Annotated in this window: 15 protein-coding genes and 1 pseudogene; 5 read left to right on the top strand and 11 right to left on the bottom strand. The window is 65.3% G+C overall.

Annotated elements, in window-relative coordinates; translation table 11 throughout:
- Positions 1 to 174: 174 nt before the first annotated feature.
- The 7 genes and pseudogenes from ACYP33_RS25520 to ACYP33_RS25490 form a co-directional block, all read right to left on the bottom strand.
- Positions 175 to 977, bottom strand: a pseudogene (locus tag ACYP33_RS25520) (IS5 family transposase).
- A gap of 42 nt (positions 978 to 1,019) precedes the next feature.
- Positions 1,020 to 1,721: a hypothetical protein gene (locus ACYP33_RS25515; RefSeq protein ID WP_414448866.1), complete on the bottom strand. Its 702-nt coding sequence runs from the start codon at positions 1,719 to 1,721 to the stop codon at positions 1,020 to 1,022.
- A 205-nt stretch (positions 1,722 to 1,926) separates the two neighbouring features.
- Complete coding sequence (locus tag ACYP33_RS25510; protein WP_414440419.1) at positions 1,927 to 2,325, bottom strand: PIN domain-containing protein; 399 nt, start codon at positions 2,323 to 2,325, stop codon at positions 1,927 to 1,929.
- Entirely contained in the window at positions 2,322 to 2,567 is a 246-nt protein-coding gene (locus tag ACYP33_RS25505) for an AbrB/MazE/SpoVT family DNA-binding domain-containing protein (RefSeq protein ID WP_414448865.1), read from the bottom strand. The genes ACYP33_RS25510 and ACYP33_RS25505 overlap by 4 nt, the downstream gene beginning before the upstream one ends.
- A gap of 95 nt (positions 2,568 to 2,662) precedes the next feature.
- A complete protein-coding gene (lhpI, locus tag ACYP33_RS25500; protein WP_459624391.1) occupies positions 2,663 to 3,595 on the bottom strand; it encodes a bifunctional Delta(1)-pyrroline-2-carboxylate/Delta(1)-piperideine-2-carboxylate reductase in 933 nt (310 codons plus the stop codon).
- Positions 3,596 to 3,659: 64 nt separating this feature from the next.
- Positions 3,660 to 4,901: an NAD(P)/FAD-dependent oxidoreductase gene (locus tag ACYP33_RS25495; RefSeq protein WP_459624390.1), complete on the bottom strand. Its 1,242-nt coding sequence runs from the start codon at positions 4,899 to 4,901 to the stop codon at positions 3,660 to 3,662.
- A gap of 103 nt (positions 4,902 to 5,004) precedes the next feature.
- Positions 5,005 to 5,910 (bottom strand): LysR substrate-binding domain-containing protein, encoded by a 906-nt coding sequence (locus ACYP33_RS25490; RefSeq protein ID WP_459624389.1) that lies wholly within the window; start codon positions 5,908 to 5,910, stop codon positions 5,005 to 5,007.
- A 160-nt stretch (positions 5,911 to 6,070) separates the two neighbouring features.
- Here ACYP33_RS25490 and ACYP33_RS25485 point away from each other — a divergent pair, with 160 nt between their 5' ends.
- On the top strand, positions 6,071 to 7,117 hold the full coding sequence (locus tag ACYP33_RS25485; protein ID WP_459624388.1) for a 2-oxoadipate dioxygenase/decarboxylase family protein: 1,047 nt from the start codon (positions 6,071 to 6,073) through the stop codon (positions 7,115 to 7,117).
- A 27-nt stretch (positions 7,118 to 7,144) separates the two neighbouring features.
- Here ACYP33_RS25485 and ACYP33_RS25480 read toward each other — a convergent pair whose 3' ends face one another.
- The 3 genes from ACYP33_RS25480 to ACYP33_RS25470 are packed head-to-tail and all read right to left on the bottom strand — an operon-like array spanning position 7,145 to position 8,908.
- On the bottom strand, positions 7,145 to 7,798 hold the full coding sequence (locus ACYP33_RS25480; RefSeq protein WP_459624387.1) for a helix-turn-helix domain-containing protein: 654 nt from the start codon (positions 7,796 to 7,798) through the stop codon (positions 7,145 to 7,147).
- Between the two features lie 43 nt (positions 7,799 to 7,841).
- Positions 7,842 to 8,765, bottom strand: coding sequence for a hypothetical protein (locus tag ACYP33_RS25475; RefSeq protein WP_459624386.1), 924 nt, complete (start codon positions 8,763 to 8,765; stop codon positions 7,842 to 7,844).
- Positions 8,762 to 8,908, bottom strand: coding sequence for a hypothetical protein (locus ACYP33_RS25470; protein ID WP_414448859.1), 147 nt, complete (start codon positions 8,906 to 8,908; stop codon positions 8,762 to 8,764). Before ACYP33_RS25470 ends, ACYP33_RS25475 begins: the two co-directional genes overlap by 4 nt.
- On the opposite strand from ACYP33_RS25470, the gene ACYP33_RS25465 reads away from it, so the two are divergent.
- The 4 genes from ACYP33_RS25465 (at position 8,907) to ACYP33_RS25450 (ending at position 14,258) form a co-directional block, all read left to right on the top strand.
- On the top strand, positions 8,907 to 10,058 hold the full coding sequence (locus tag ACYP33_RS25465; RefSeq protein WP_414448858.1) for a branched-chain amino acid ABC transporter substrate-binding protein: 1,152 nt from the start codon (positions 8,907 to 8,909) through the stop codon (positions 10,056 to 10,058). The genes ACYP33_RS25470 and ACYP33_RS25465 overlap by 2 nt on opposite strands.
- 147 nt (positions 10,059 to 10,205) lie before the next feature.
- On the top strand, positions 10,206 to 11,705 hold the full coding sequence (gene amaB, locus ACYP33_RS25460) for an L-piperidine-6-carboxylate dehydrogenase (RefSeq protein WP_459624385.1): 1,500 nt from the start codon (positions 10,206 to 10,208) through the stop codon (positions 11,703 to 11,705).
- A gap of 146 nt (positions 11,706 to 11,851) precedes the next feature.
- Positions 11,852 to 13,024, top strand: coding sequence for an NAD(P)/FAD-dependent oxidoreductase (locus ACYP33_RS25455; RefSeq protein ID WP_414440429.1), 1,173 nt, complete (start codon positions 11,852 to 11,854; stop codon positions 13,022 to 13,024).
- Between the two features lie 31 nt (positions 13,025 to 13,055).
- A complete protein-coding gene (locus ACYP33_RS25450; RefSeq protein ID WP_459624384.1) occupies positions 13,056 to 14,258 on the top strand; it encodes an aminotransferase-like domain-containing protein in 1,203 nt (400 codons plus the stop codon).
- Positions 14,259 to 14,304: 46 nt separating this feature from the next.
- Here the strand turns inward: ACYP33_RS25450 and ACYP33_RS25445 are convergent, their stop codons facing one another.
- Complete coding sequence (locus ACYP33_RS25445; protein WP_459624383.1) at positions 14,305 to 15,228, bottom strand: DMT family transporter; 924 nt, start codon at positions 15,226 to 15,228, stop codon at positions 14,305 to 14,307.
- Positions 15,229 to 15,274: the final 46 nt, after the last annotated feature.

Raw genomic sequence — 15,274 nt, 5'->3', positions numbered from 1 at the left:
GGGGAACGGAGGTGGAGGGAGATCAAGGGGCGGGAGCGGGGGCGCATCTACTCCTACTGGCTGTCTGCCCCACCGATTAGCCAAGCGCGTCGCGCTGGAGTTCGTGGGTCCGGCACTCGGCGCATTAAGCGCGTAGCGGTTGGCTTGCATCACTTAGATGCCTGTTATGCACATTCAAAAATACTGGGCAGCGCGAGCGATCATCAGCGAGACAAAGACGACGAAGTGCAAACCAGCCAGAGTTTCAGGCAGACGCTCGCAGTCACGCGCCAGCCTGCGAAAGCAATTGAGCCAGCCGAAGCTACGTTCGACCACCCAGCGTCGCGGCAAAAGCACAAAGCCTTTCTTCGCCTCGGGTAGTTTGACCACCTGCAACTCGATGCCTTCGACTCTCGCGGCCGCTGCCGCATCCTTGCCGGTGTAGCCCTGATCTGCGAAAGCGAGTTTCACCGTTTTTCCCGTGGCTTGCTGGACTTGTTGCGCTAGTTCCTGGACCTGAGCGCGCTCTTGCTCGTCGGCTGGCGTGATGTACACGGCCAACAAATGTCCCAATGTGTCGACAGCAATATGCGTTTTGCTGCCATGCTTGCGTTTGCAACAGTCGTATCCTGCGCGCGGACCGCTCTTGCATGTGGATTGAAGCGTGCGCCCATCGAGAATGACCGCGCTGGGTTGGCCCTGGCGCGCCTGCGCGACGCGAATGATCGAGCGTAGATCGTCGGTCATCGGTCATCGCTTCAAAACACCCGGCGCGAAGCCATCGTTGTGTCTGCTGATAAACAGCTTCCCACGGTGGAAAATTGGTCGGCAGTAATCGCCACGGCGCTCCCGCGCGCGCCAGCCAGCGCAATGCGTTGTACAGCTCTCGCAGTTCATATTGTCTGCGGTGCGTCCTCTTTCATCAAGGTCAGATAGGGCGCCACGAAGTCCCATTCTTCATCCGTTACATCGCTTGGGTAGCGTGGCATTTTTTCCATCCCTCCTCGACCGATATAAGCTAGAAAAGTGCATAACACGCTCTAACCAATGGCACTTTTCCTGCCGCCTAGTTCACCTATCGCGCTGTTGAGCGTCAGTTGCCTCAAGATACCGAATTGCTCTATACCCAATGTTTCTTTTAGGAGACTCATCATCGTCGCCACGGCAATTTCTTTGTTAGCCTCTTCGCCGTTCCAATTCCCCATCGCCAACAAATCTGAAAAAGCTTTGTACATGCGATTGATAAGTTCCGCTCGATTCGGAACGCTCGCCGCTAGCTCCGAAGCCGATAGCTGCGCATCGGCTCCCATCTGCCTTAGTACTTTCTCGAATTTTTCTAGAAGAGCATTAATGTCGTCCGGAACCCAGAGCGACCAGCGCGTACGAAGGCGCAAAAGTTCGGCCGAATAGGTGAGTGCATTCTTGTGTGGACCTGTTTGAATTATTCCCGCTAACACCTCACGGAATTGTGTTGTGTACTCTTCGCAAAATTGCATGTACCTGTCAAAGGCCACAATTGCCATATGTGATCCCGCTGTATCGAACGCACGACTGATAGCATCCCTACGCGTTGCGTCAGCGCGATTCCTATGAGCGATCACCAATGCGACACCTTGGGCAATTGCCGCACCTAAAACAGTCCCGATAAACCCAATCAGGGCCACGTAAATACCACCAGTTGCTATCGTCGAAACACCGCTGACAGCCACGGCACTCGAAGCGACAACCGCCGAAGCCGACATTCCTATCCCCTCCTCATTTTCAGTTGCGTGGATGCTGTGCGAATTCGCGCCGTCAGAGTCATTAATCGACAAACCCTCAGCCGAGGTTCATAAGCTATGCACCGCCGGCTGTCGGGAGTCTTTGCAGGTTCCCTACCCTCACGAGGAGATGCCTCATCAAGGTCCGCCTAGCTGGCATTTCCCATTTACCCATTCGCGCCACGATTCACTTGATCAACCGCATCCCCGCGACCTTCGAGGCCGTCACGTCAAACGTAGCCGTGTACTCACACGCCGCAACATGCCCCGACCGCTCGATCAGGCAGTCCGCGAAATCCGCCTTCTGCGACGCGACGAAAACGCGAAGTGCCTTTCGCACCGTGTCCGCACCTTCGACCACCAGTTCTTTGGTGGCGATCATCGAGTCGATGATATTTTTCATCTGTTCGCGCTCGACGCCGTAGCAACGCCCCAGGACCCACACGACCTCGACCAGCGCGATTTGCGAAATGTACCCCGGCCGCTCGGCCGACAGCGACTCCATCAGCATGGTCGCCTTCTTCGACTGCGCGGCATCGTCCTGGGCGAAGTAGCGGACCAGCACGTTCGTATCCAGTCCGATCATCGCGCAGATGCTCCCTGCTGCGCGACGGCCATGTTCATGTCCTCGATCGACACCGGTTTTGCGGGCTTCTTCACGATACCCTTGAGCGACGCCAGCGATTGCGTGGCGGGATAGACCTCATACCGGCCGGTCGCCTCGTTGAAGCTGAATTCGATCCGGTCGCCGGACTCCAGACCAAGCTGATTGCGCACGTCCACCGGGATCGTGACCTGGCCCTTTGAAGTCATCGTTGCTGTTGTCATGGCGACACCTCCTTTACTCCTTACTTTATGGTAAGGAATTTGGAAAAGCAAGCGTGTCCCAAGCGCGCCGCACCACTAAAAACACCCATGTTGACTCACGTCACTCGCCGAGCCCCTCGCGCCACCCGCCCCGCCGCCAAGTCCCACGCCCCGCTCCCCACCGTCTTCAACACCACCGCCCCGCCCTTTTCCACACCGTCGCGCACCGCCGCGCCGATCGTGCCCACCTGCGACCAATCCGCGCCGGACTGAATCAGGTCACCGGCCTCGGCGCGCGCCGCCTGCCGGTCGTCGACGAACAGGCGGCTCGCGCGAATCGTCTGCGCCGCGATCTCCGCCGCATCGGGCGTGAACGCGCCCACGCCGATCACGAGCCGGTTCTCCCTGGCAGCCTCGGTATACACAGGCACTTTGCTGGTCGTCGCCATGACGACCGTATCGACCTCGTCCGGTATCGCGCCACCGCCCGCCGCCGCGCCAGCCAACCCCGCCACGATCACGCCCTGCTGCGCGAGCCGCGCGCAAAACGCCGCCTCCGTTTCCGCACTGCGCCCCCGCACCCAAAGCCGCGCCGCCGGATACAGGTTGCCCATCGCCAGCGCATGCGCGTGCGCCTGCTGCCCGGTGCCGACGACCAACATCGCCTTTGGCTGCGACGCATGCAGCACACGCACGCCGAGCATCGACAACGCCGCCGTGCGACGCGCGGTGACGGTCGGCCCATCGAGGATGAACTCGGGGCGGCCCGTCTCGCCGTCGCACACGGTCACGGCGCCGAAGATCGTCGGCAGGCCGCGCTGCGCGTTGCCGGGCGCGACACTCACGAGCTTGTGGATCGCCACGTCGCGTGCGCTGGCCGGCATCGACAGCAGCACGCCATCCGCGCCGAGCGGCACGCCGACGCGCACGGGCGAATGAATCTCGCCGGCCTCGTGCTGCACGCTGGCTTCGGCCAGCGCATCCACGAGCGTCTTGAAATCGAGCAGCGCCGCCGTCGCCGCGGCGTCGAACACGGGAATCGAACTCATCGAGGTTGCCTTGATCGCGTGGAAGAAGAAGAAAAAGAACGGCCCGCGCCAGCGATGACCGCCATCAGAAGCGGCCGGCGCGGAACGGCGTCAGATCGACGGCAGGCGTCTCGCCGGCCATCCGCTGCGCGATCAGCTCGCCGGTCAGCGGGCCGAGCGTCAGGCCCAGATGCTGGTGCCCGGTGGCGACGAACACGTTCCGCACCACCGGCAATGCGTCGATCATCGGCAGATAATCGGGCAGCGTCGGGCGGTCGCCGAACCAGCGCGTCGCGATCTCGGGCCGCGGCTCGGACGGGAACAGCGCGCCGAACTGCCTCGCGAGCATCTCCGCGCGGCGCCAGTCCGGCGCCTCGGGCGGCCCAAGCTCGACGGTGCCGGCCAGCCGGATGCCGTCCTGCATCGGATTGCATGTAAAACCGCGCTCGACGAAGCTGACCGGCACCGAAATCGCCGCCCCCGACGGTTGCGCAAGCTGGACGTGATAACCGCGCTCTCGCGTGATCGGAATCCGGAAGCCGAGCGTTTGCGCGAGCACCGCGCTGCTTGCGCCCGCCGCAATCAGCAGCTTGCCGAACTGCCGCGTGTCGCCGCCGATGCGTACGCTGACGCGGCCATCGGCCAGCGGGCGAATCTCGCTGACGGGCGCCTGCACGAACCGCGCGCCGGCGGCGATGGCGGCATCGACAATCCGCATCACGGCCAGCCTCGGGTTCGTGATCGACGCCATGCCGGGGAAATACCGCGCGTGGCTGATCCGCTCGGTCAGCGTCGGCAGGTAGTCGCGGCGAACCTGCGCCGCGTCGAGGTTGCGGTAGGCCACGCCATGGCGATCGAGCAGGCGCAGATGCCGGCGCTCCTGCCCGGCGTCGGCCGGCCTCTCGAACACGTAGAGCGAGCCGATGTCGCGATACAGGTCATTCAGGATCGGCTGCGCGAGCAAGCGCCGCCAGGCGGCCGCGGCCATCGTCACGATGCTGGCCAGCGATTCGGTATTGCGTCGAAAATTCGTCGGCAGCGATTGCCGGGCGAACGCGGCCATCCACGGCGCCATCTTCGGGATGCCGCGCTTGTGCAGCTTCAGCGGGCTGTCGGCCTGCAACAGCATGCGCGGCATGCCCGCGAGCGTGTCGGGGCTCGCCAGCGGCGCGACGTGATCGACGGCGATGATGCCGGCATTGCCGAACGAACACCCGCGCCCCGGCTCGCCGGTGTCCGCGAGGTGAACGCGAAAGCCCCTTGCCGTCAGGTTCAGCGCAGCGTTCGCGCCGATGATCCCTGCGCCCACCACCAGAATGTCTTCCATGGCCTGCCGCGACGAGTCATAACGATTCGCCCGATCCTAGCCGAACAATTTCCGATAAGAAACAAAATATCCGATCGGGACATCCCGAATTTCGCAGGCCCGGTCAGCCGCTCACGGCGTTGTACGCGCCGGCCTGCTCCAGCAGCCAGCCCCGGAACGTCTCCAGCGGCCGGCCGTGGCTCAACTCGGTCGGATAGACAAGGTAGTAGGAAAACTGCACGGGAAACGTCACATCGAACGGAATCACCACGCCGAGCTGCTCCAGCTTGCCCTCGACGAAGAACTTCGGCACCAGCGCCACGCCGAGCCCGGCCGCCGCGCCCGCGATCAGCATGGTGTGCAACTCGTAGCGCACGCCCTGCATCGTCAAGGGATCCTTGATATCGAAGTTCTCGAACCAGCGCGGCCACGCATCGGGGCGCGTGGTGGAATGCAGCAGCGGGTAGTTGAGCAACTCGTGCGGCTTCCTGACGGGCTTGCTCAACAGCGCGGGCGAGCACACCGGCACCACCTCCTCGCCGAACAGGTAATCGGACGTGGTGCCCGGCCAGCTCGGCTTGCCGTAATGGATCGCCGCCTCGAAGTGGGTTTCCTCGAACGGAAACATCTCGGTGCGCACGCCCATGTTGACGCGCACGTCGGGCGCGCGATCGTTGAAATCCTTCATGCGCGGAATCAGCCATTGCGACGCGAAGGTGGGCAGCACGGCCAGTTCGAGATACCCGCCGCCGCTGCCGTGCGCGATGATCGACAGCGTGTCGCGGTCGAGCGTCTCCAGCGAACGACGCACCTGCGTGGCGTACAGCCGCCCGGCCCGCGTCAGCACCACGCGCTGCTTCGAGCGCACGAACAGGCGCACGCCGATCTGCGATTCGAGCGTGGCCACCTGGCGCGAGATGGCGCTTTCCGTCAGGAACAGCTCCTTCGCCGCATAGGTGAAGCTCTCATGCCGCGCCGCCGCTTCGAAGGCCATCAACGCGCTGAGGTTGGGGATCTTGAATTTGCGCATGGTTGTTCATAAAAGTCATCAACTGGCAATTTAATCTCGCTTTACGAGGCATGCAAGCGCCTCAATAATGCTGATCACGCAAGATTCGGCCTGCATCGGCGGGCCGCCCCTTCCCCTCGATTCCCTCGCCGAAAGGCGGAACGGCACTGTGAGATACGCGATGCGCAATGCGAATGTAGAGCGGCTTCTGGCCCGGCTGCTCGGCCAGGACAAGACCGACGCCCTGTTCTCCACCCTCAACGCCCCGGCGCTGCTGGCCGATTGGGAAGATGGCACGGTCACGCGCGCGGAACTGGCGCAGGCCATGAACATGGCGCTGTTCGAGGATCTGCTGCAGCGCTCGGAAAACGGCCGCATCTACACGCGCGAAACGATCGCCAACGGCGGCTCGGTGTTCTTCGATCACGGCGCGCTGCGCACGGTGCGCTGGGCGCAAAACGGCGCGCTGCCGCCGGGCGAGGCGGCGTTCACGCGCATCCTGCGCCCGCTCGGCTTCAAGCTGAACGGACGCTATCCGCTCGACAAGCTCAAGATGACGGGCCGCGCCTACGCGCACGAAGATGCACCGGACGAAATCGCGCAGTTCTTCGTCAGCGAACTGCATCCGGAGCGCTTCTCGGTCGAATTCCAGCAGGCGGTCACCCGCATCGTCAGTACCTCGAAAGATCCGCTGACGCCGCTCGCGGTGTCGCAACTGTCGGAACTGGAGCGCGACGGCGCGCTGCCGATCGAGGCGGCCGAAGCGCTGCTGCCGGTGATCGTCGGCGCGTTCGCGCGCCAGCACGACGTGCCGTCAGAATCGGACTACGAAACGATCCTGCTCGAATCGGCCGAAATGGCCTGGATCTCGACCGAAGGCAACGCCTTCAATCACGCGACCGACCGCGTGGCCGACGTGTTCCGGCTGTCCGACGACGAAAAAGCCAAAGGCCGGCCGATGAAGCCCGAGGTGGAACGCTCGCGCTCGGGCCGCGTGTTCCAGACGGCCTATCGCGCCGACACCGTGGAGCGCCCGTTTCGTGCCGCCAACGGCGCGCTGGTCACGCGCAAGGTGCCGGGCTCGTTCTACGAATTCATCACGCGCAAGCGTAGCTTCGAGCGCGAGACACGCCGCTGGGAAACGGACCTGCGCTTCGATGCGGGCAACGCCACCGGCATCTTCAAGATGACGGCGAACGCCGCGCAGGAAGCGGCCGGCGGGAGGTAAGGAAAGAAGGTGCGCGGCCGGCGCCGCTCAGGCGCGCGGCTTGCCGCGCGAGGCCGGCGATTTGACTTCCGCGCTGTACGGCGCGGTGTCGCCGCCTTCGTTGATCAGCCACAGCACTTCGGCGTCCTGCTTGCTGGTGGACACGGCGGCGTGGCCGGTGCGGCTGTCGAAATAGATGCTGTCGCCCGCTTCGAGCACGGTCGGCGAATACAGTTCGGAATACACACAAACCTGCCCGCTCAACACGAACAGGAATTCCTCGCCTTCATGCCGGCCCCATTCGGCGAACGCGTCGAGCGAGTGCGCCGTGATGCGGATCCGGAACGGATACATCGACTTCTGCGCCAGTTCGGTGGCCAGCAACTCCATCTCGTAGCAACCGGCCGAATGCGGCTGGCCCTCGCCCTTGCGCGTGACCGCGCGGCGGCCGCTCGCGCGCGGCTTCGGCGTCGAGCCGAACAGTTCGCCGAGATCGATTTGCAAGCCGTGGACGATCTTCTGCAACACGTCGAAGGTGGGCGACATCGCGCCGTTCTCGATCTTCGACAACGTGGAGCGCGACACGCCGCACACGCGGCTGGCGGCTTCGAGCGTGTAGTCGAGATGCTGGCGGGCGGCCTTGACGCGCTTGCCCAGTGCGGAGGACGCGCTCTCTACGGGCTTCAGGGCAGGGGTGTCCATGCGGGGAAACGAAGGTAGGTGAAATTCGGGGCTGTTTCCAATACTACCATTGCGCCAGCACCGTCTTGCCTGACCGAGCCCACCCCGTTTCCCATCCGAAACAGCGGCCCGTGAATGCACGGCTCGTCGCGATCGTCGACAGGCTGGCCTGGTACTGCGCATCGAACATCGCGTCGAGCCGACGCCGGCTCGACGGCGTGCGCGGGTCCGTCGCCAGGACCACCGAGATATCGTGCGCCAGCGTTTGCAGCAGCAGGCGCAGCATTCGGCAGCGCCGCAGCGTCGAGGCGAAGCTGTAAGCCTCGCGAAACAAGCGCATGCGCACGGCGCGGCTTTCCACGCCAAGCTCGCGCGATACCTCGCTCAAGGCCCACGCGTGGCCGGGCCACAGAAACATCTGCTGCGCGAGCGTCCTGCCGAACGGAATGCAGGACGCGTTGCGGGATGCGCTGTCCGCTGCCGCGAACGCCTCGCGCAATGCACCCCAATCGGGGCCACCGAGCAGCGCGCCGGCCGGGCAGGATTCCAGAGTTAATGTGCCAGACGCACAACCGTCCTCGCCCGGCGTCAACGAAACCGTGAACAGCGTCTCGGCCGGAATGCGCCAGCCCGGCCCGTGCGCGCGCTTCGCGAGTACCGCTTCGGCCTCCACTGCGTGCACCCCGGCGTGCTGCGCCCAGTCGATCGGGAACGGGCAGCGCAGGTGATGCAGGCGCAGCGGTCTCGCTAGCGAAAAGCTCAATTTCATGGGGTCGGGCGGCGGATTGAGTGCGCGCGGCGCAGCGAAGAACGAACCGGCGAGGCAGCGGAATCGTACCGGAGATCGGTGCGCGAAAACATTGATTTGAACGCCGAGGCTGCTCGCACGACAGGCCCCGCATGCGGGTATGTCCCGAACCCGCAAAATCGCGGCGAACGTGCCCCGCTCAGGCCCGATATACCAGGGTTGATGATCAAACCGCATCATGTATCGAATAGATATCGTTTGATCGCACGGTTTTGGTTTTGGAGAATCGCCTCAACTTCTTCGCCGGGGAACGGGCTGGCGCAGCGGAAAGCCCGGGAGCGGCGCTCCCGATCATCGACTCTCAGCATCAGGAACGCTTCCATGCCCTTCTGTTTTTGCACTCGTCGCCGCGCGCTCGCCATTGCCCTGTCCGGTCTGTTCGTCGCGGCCGCGGCCCAGGCGCAGGAAGCCGTCATCAAGATCGGCGTGGCGGCGCCGCTCACCGGCGGCGCGGCGGCGTACGGCAAGGACATCGAGAACGGCGTGCGGCTCGCGGTGGACGAGGCCAACGCCCGCCACCCGCAGGTCGCCGGCAAGCCCGTGAAATACGTGGTGGCCCCGCAGGACGACCAGGGCGACCCGCGCATCGGCGTGCAGGCCGCGCAGCAACTGGTGGACGACAACGTGGCGGTGGTCATCGGCCACTTCAATTCCGGCACGACGCTGCCGGCCTCGCGCATCTACGCCAAGGCCGGCATTCCGATGATCACGCCGGCCGCCACCAATCCCGCCATCACGCAGAGCGGCCTGAACTCGGTGTATCGCGTGATCGCCACCGACACGCAGAACGCCGGAAACGCCGGCCACTACGCGGCCACGGTCACCCAGGCCAAACGCATCGCGATCATCGACGACCGCACCGCGTTCGGTCAGGGCGAAGCCGACGAGTTCGAGAAGGCCGTGAAGGCCGCGGGCGGCACGATCGTCGCGCGCGATTTCACCAACGACAAGGCCGTGGATTTCAGCGCGCAACTGACCAAGATGAAGGGCGCGAACGCCGACCTGGTGTTCTTCGGCGGCCTCGACACGCAGGCCGCGATGCTCGTCAAGCGCATGCGCCAGCTCGGCATGAAGGCGCAGTTCCTGGCTGGCGGCGGCGTGATGGACGCGAACTTCCTGAAGATCGCCGGCGACGCGGCCGAAGGCGCGGCCGTGTGGGAATACGGCCAGCCGCTCGCCACGCGCCCGAAAGGCAAGGCGTTCGAAACAAAGTTCAGGCAGAAATTCGGCATGGACATGCTGGCCTACGCGCCGTTCGCCTACGACGCCACCTACATCGCGATCGCGTCGATCGAGAAGGCGAACTCGGCCAAGCCGGCCGACCTGAACGCCGCGCTGAAATCGACCGATTTCAACGGCATCACCGGCACCATCGGCTTCACGGCCGGCGGCGATCTCAAGAACCCCAGCTCGACGCTCTATCAGGTCAAGAACGGCGCCTGGGCGCCCGTGACCACTCGAGCGGCGAACTGATGCACGGCACCTGCATTTTTTTGTTACCGATGCGAAGCAATCGGGTGCGCGAAGCCGCGTTTTATGGCGCGTTGTCGCGCCCGAAACGCGCGTGTATAGTTTCCAAGCTTACTCATTTCTCCTATCGGAAACACAAGGATTGATACCGTGACGCCTTCGACCATTCTTTCCAAGCTGGACATTGCCCATCTCGCGGAAGCGGGCGACATCGCCGTGCATTCGCCGATCAACGGCGAACTCGTCGGCCGCGTCGCGAGCCAATCGGTGGCCGACGTGGACGCCGCGCTCGCCAAGGCGCACGAAGCGTTCAAGGCCTGGCGCGAGGTGCCGGCCCCGCGCCGCGGCGAACTGGTGCGCATCCTCGGCAACAAGCTGCGCGAGCAGAAACAGGCGCTCGGCAGCATCATCACGCTCGAAACCGGCAAGATCCTGCAGGAAGGCCTGGGCGAAGTGCAGGAAATGATCGACATCTGCGATTTCGCGGTGGGCCTGTCGCGCCAGCTCTACGGCCTGACCATCTCGTCGGAGCGCCCGGGCCACCGCATGGCGGAAACCTGGCACCCGATGGGCGTCTGCACGGTCATCTCGGCGTTCAACTTCCCGGCCGCCGTGTGGTCGTGGAACGCCGCGCTCGCGCTGGTGTGCGGCAACGCGGTGCTCTGGAAGCCGTCGGAAAAGGCCCCGCTGACCGCGCTGGCCGTCGACCGCATCCTGCAGGATGCGCTCAAGGAATTCGGCGACGCGCCGGCCGGCCTCACCGCCGTCATCAACGGCGGCCGCGACGTCGGCGCGAAGCTGGTGTCCGACCCGCGTTCGAGCATCGTCAGCGCCACCGGCAGCACCGAAATGGGCCGCGCGGTGGGCGTGGAAGTGGCGCGCCGCTTCGGCCGCTCGATCCTCGAACTGGGCGGCAACAACGCCGGCATCGTCACCGGCACGGCCGATCTCGAACTCGCGCTGCGCGGCATCGTGTTCTCGGCGGTCGGCACCGCCGGCCAGCGCTGCACCTCGCTGCGCCGCCTGTTCGTGCACGAGAGCGTGTACGACACGGCGGTCGAGCGCCTCAAGACGTTCTACGGCAAGGTCGTGATCGGCAACCCGCTCGAACAGGGCGTGCTGATGGGGCCGCTGATCGACGAAGCCTCGTTCGATCGCATGCAGGCCGCCCTCGAAAAGGCCAAGAGCCAGGGCGGCAAGGTGTTCGGCGGCGAGCGTCACACGGTGGCCGGCAACGAGAAGGGCTTCTACGTGCGCCCGGCGATCGTCGAAATGCCGTCGCAAACCGATATCGTGCTGACCGAAACCTTCGCGCCGATCCTCTACGTGCTGAAGTACAGCACGTTCAACGACGCCATCGACGCGAACAACGCCGCGCACCACGGCCTGTCGTCGTGCGTGTTCACCACCGACCTGCGCGAAAGCGAGCGCTTCCTGTCCGATTCGGGCAGCGATTGCGGCATCGCCAACGTCAACATCGGCCCGAGCGGCGCGGAAATCGGCGGTGCATTCGGCGGCGAGAAGGAAACCGGCGGCGGCCGCGAATCGGGTTCGGATGCGTGGAAGGGCTACATGCGCCGCGCGACCAACACGGTCAACTATTCGTCGGCGCTGCCGCTCGCGCAAGGCATCGATTTCAACCTCGACTAAACAGCCGCGCCGGGTCGACAGCCCGGCTGGAGGGGGACGCCGCACGCCCCCTCCAACCCCATCCGCTCCATCGCCATTCAGCATTTTCATCGATCGATCCGGATGCAATCATCAGTCATCCTGAATTCTCCAATGTGGAGCCAGACGTGAGTTCTCAAGTCGTTATCGTTGGCGGCGGCGTGATCGGCAGTTCCATCGCGTATTTCCTGCGTGCGTCGGACCCGACGGTGTCCGTTACCGTGATCGAGCGCGACCCGAGCTACGCGCGCTCGTCGTCGGCGCTGTCGGCCGCGTCGATCCGGCAGCAGTTCTCCACGCCGCTGTCGATCCAGATGTCGCTGTACGGCATCGCGTTCCTGCGCGAGATCGGCGGCTTGCTCGAAGTGGACGGCCACCGTCCGCAGATCGAACTGCACGAAGGCGGCTACCTGTTCCTCGCCACGCCGGCCGGCGAAGCCATCCTGCGCGAGAACCACGCGCTCCAGCAAAGCCTCGGCGCGGACATCGACCTGATGCACGCCGACGCGCTGAAGGCCAAATTCCCTTGGCTCAACGTGGACGACCTCGCCGCCGGCGCCTACGGCCGCAGCGGCGAAGGCTGGTTCGACGGCTACGGGCTGGTGCAGGCGCTGCGCAAGAAGGCGCAGGCGCTCGGCGCGCGCTACGTGGCCACCGACGTGACGGGCCTCGTGCTCGACGGCCGCAAGGTCACGCACGTGGTGGACGCCAAGGGCGAACGCTACGCGTGCGACACGCTGGTCAACGCGGCCGGCGCCTGGGCCCGCAAGATCGCCACCCTGATGGGCATCGAGATCCCCGTGCATGCGCGCCGCCGCAGCATCTTCAACGTGTCGTCGCCGGCGCGCCTGGCGCACAGCCCGCTGCTGATCGACCCGACCGGCGTGTACTTCCGCCCCGAGGGCAACACCTACATCACCGGCACCTCGCCGTCGCCCGACAACGATCCGGACGACCTGCCGCTCGACGAGGTCGATCACGCGCTGTTCGACGACGTGATCTGGCCGACGCTCGCGCATCGCGTGCCGGAATTCGAGGCGCTGCGCGTGGAGAATTGCTGGTCCGGCTACTACGAATACAACGTGTTCGATCACAACGCGATCATCGGCTACCACCCCGACATCGACAACTGCGTGTTCGCCAACGGCTACAGCGGCCACGGCCTGCAGCAGGGGCCGGCCACCGGGCGCGGCGTCAGCGAGCTGATCCTGTCGGGCCGCTACGGCTCGCTCGACCTGTCGTCGCTCAGTTGGGCACGCGTGCTCGAAAACCGCCCGATCGTGGAGCGCAACGTCGTCTAGCCTTCCCCACCCGCCTTCCTGATCGACCGACATGTACGCATTCACCGCGCCGTTCCAACACCCCACGGGCTCGCCGATCCGGGAGCTGTTCAAGTACCTGAGCGTGCCCGGCATGATTTCCTTCGCGGGCGGCTACCCGGCCAGCGACCTGTTCGACGTGGAGGGGCTCGGCGAGGCGTCGGCGCGCGCGTTTCGCACGCCGGTGCGCTGCCTGCAATACGGCCCGACCGACGGCCTGCCCGAGCTGAAGCAGCAGTTGCTCAAGCTGATGGCACAGCGCGGCGCGGCCTGCGCGCCCGAGGAATTGCTCGTCACCACCGGCTCGCAGCAGGGCCTCGACCTGCTGCTGCGCGTGCTGGTCGGCCCCGGCGACGTGGTGCTCACCGAGCAGCCGGCCTATCCGGCCACGCTGCAGGCGCTGCGCTTGCAGCAGGCGCGAATCGTGACCGTGCCGGTGGACGGCGACGGCCTCGATGTGGCGGCGCTGGCCGCCCTGCTCGATTCGGGCGCGGTAGCGGCGCCGCGCCTGCTCTATACGGTGCCGACCTTCGCCAACCCGACCGGCGCCACGCTGTCGCGCGCGCGTCGCATCGCACTCCTGAAGCTTGCCGCGCAACACCGCTTCGTGATCGTCGAGGACGACCCCTACGGCGACCTGCGGTTTTCGGGCGAGGCGTTGCCGTCGATGCTTGCGCTCAGTGCCGAGGTGCCCGGCTCGCGCGACTGGATCGTGCATTTCGCGAGCCTTTCGAAGATCGTCGCGCCGGGCTTGCGGGTGGGCTGGAGCGTCGCGCCGGCCGAGATCACGCGCCGCTGCGTGGTGGCCAAGCAGACGGTGGACCTGTGCAGCGCGCCGTGGCCGCAGGCCACCGCCGCCGAATATCTGGCCGACGGCGCGCTCGATCGCCACCTGCCGCGCATCACGGCCGCCTATCGGCGCAAGAGCGAGGCGCTGTGCGGCGCGTTGCGCGCGCAGCTCGGCGAGGCCGTGGCGTTCCACGAACCGCAGGGCGGCATGTTCGTGTGGGCGCGCATGGCCGACGTGGCCGCCGACGCGCTGCTGGCCCGCGCGATCGAGAACAAGGTGCTGTTCGTGCCGGGCAAGGCGTTCTATGCGGACCAGGTCGATCCGCATGCGCTGCGCTTCTCGTTCGCCGCGCCGGGGGTGGCGGACATTCAGGAAGGAGCGGGCCGGCTCAGGCGGGCTTATGAGGAAGCGCGTTCGGCCGGTTGAGCTTTGCAAGCCGAAAGCGACCGCGATCGGCACGTGCTTCGTCGTTCTATCGCACTTGTGCGCGATGCCCCGCAGCGCCGTTTTGCGCCGCCGCGCGCGGCTTGCCGCGCTGAAGCAGATAGACCCCCGCGAAGATCCCCACCATCGCCGCCAGATCGAGCACCTGCGCCGTCTCGTGCCCGATCGACACGCCCAGCACCAGCGCCACGACCGGCGGGATGTAGGTCACGCCCGACGCGGCCACCGCGCCGAGCCGCCCGACGATGAAGTAATACAGGATGTAGGCCACGCCCGTGCCGGTCAGCCCAAGGCCCAGCACCAGCCCGAGCGCGGCGCGCGTGTCGTGCTCGATGGCCGAGATGCCGTGGAAATCGGTCACGCCGCTCAGCACCGCCAGCGCGAAGCCGATCTGCCAGGTCGACAGCGCCAGCGGCGACAGGTCGAGGCCCGACAAATACCGGCGCGCATAAACGAACGAACAGCCCACGCTGAACGAGCCGGCCACAATATACGCCACGCCGGCCAGGTTCACGCCCGCACCGTGCGCCCGCCACGGCTGCGCGATCATCAGGACCCCTGCGAAACCGCAGGCGATGCCGATCAACATCCGCGCCGTGGGGCGTTCCTGCCGCAGCAACGCCCACGCGGCGATGAACGCGAACACCGGAATCGCCCCGCTCAACATGCCGGCCACGCTCGAAGGCAACAGCGCCGCGCCCTTCGCGAACGCGTAGTAGTAGATCACCGTGGCCAGCAGCGACATCACGAGGAAATGATGCGCGTGGCGCAGGTGTCGCCATTTCAGATCGCCCCGGATCAGTGCCGCGACCAGGATCGGCAGGAATCCGAACAATGTGCGGAGGAACACGATCTGCATGGTGGAGATATCCACGCTCGCCCACTTCATGAACAGGAAGTTGGTGCCCCATATGAGGCCGAGCGCGACGAAGGCGAGATAAGCGGGATTCATGGCGGCGGGTTCGAAGGATTGTCGTGCTCCGGATTGTCGGGATTGC

The sequence above is a fragment of the Burkholderia sp. 3C genome (genome assembly GCF_054589155.1).
Note: the sequence above shows the minus strand (reverse complement) of the source record. Positions and strands in the feature narration are given on the sequence as shown.

Excerpts from the sequence above, each read along its gene's own strand:
- ACYP33_RS25485 (WP_459624388.1), top strand. The coding sequence starts at position 6,071 with ATGCGCAATGCGAATGTAGAGCGGCTTCTGGCCCGGCTGCTCGGCCAG.
- ACYP33_RS25495 (WP_459624390.1), bottom strand. The coding sequence starts at position 4,901 with ATGGAAGACATTCTGGTGGTGGGCGCAGGGATCATCGGCGCGAACGCT.
- ACYP33_RS25470 (WP_414448859.1), bottom strand. The coding sequence starts at position 8,908 with ATGGAAGCGTTCCTGATGCTGAGAGTCGATGATCGGGAGCGCCGCTCC.
- ACYP33_RS25465 (WP_414448858.1), top strand. The coding sequence starts at position 8,907 with ATGCCCTTCTGTTTTTGCACTCGTCGCCGCGCGCTCGCCATTGCCCTG.
- ACYP33_RS25445 (WP_459624383.1), bottom strand. The coding sequence starts at position 15,228 with ATGAATCCCGCTTATCTCGCCTTCGTCGCGCTCGGCCTCATATGGGGC.
- ACYP33_RS25475 (WP_459624386.1), bottom strand. The coding sequence starts at position 8,765 with ATGATGCGGTTTGATCATCAACCCTGGTATATCGGGCCTGAGCGGGGC.
- ACYP33_RS25480 (WP_459624387.1), bottom strand. The coding sequence starts at position 7,798 with ATGGACACCCCTGCCCTGAAGCCCGTAGAGAGCGCGTCCTCCGCACTG.
- ACYP33_RS25490 (WP_459624389.1), bottom strand. The coding sequence starts at position 5,910 with ATGCGCAAATTCAAGATCCCCAACCTCAGCGCGTTGATGGCCTTCGAA.
- ACYP33_RS25515 (WP_414448866.1), bottom strand. The coding sequence starts at position 1,721 with ATGTCGGCTTCGGCGGTTGTCGCTTCGAGTGCCGTGGCTGTCAGCGGT.
- ACYP33_RS25505 (WP_414448865.1), bottom strand. The coding sequence starts at position 2,567 with ATGACAACAGCAACGATGACTTCAAAGGGCCAGGTCACGATCCCGGTG.
- ACYP33_RS25510 (WP_414440419.1), bottom strand. The coding sequence starts at position 2,325 with ATGATCGGACTGGATACGAACGTGCTGGTCCGCTACTTCGCCCAGGAC.
- ACYP33_RS25450 (WP_459624384.1), top strand. The coding sequence starts at position 13,056 with ATGTACGCATTCACCGCGCCGTTCCAACACCCCACGGGCTCGCCGATC.
- lhpI (WP_459624391.1), bottom strand. The coding sequence starts at position 3,595 with ATGAGTTCGATTCCCGTGTTCGACGCCGCGGCGACGGCGGCGCTGCTC.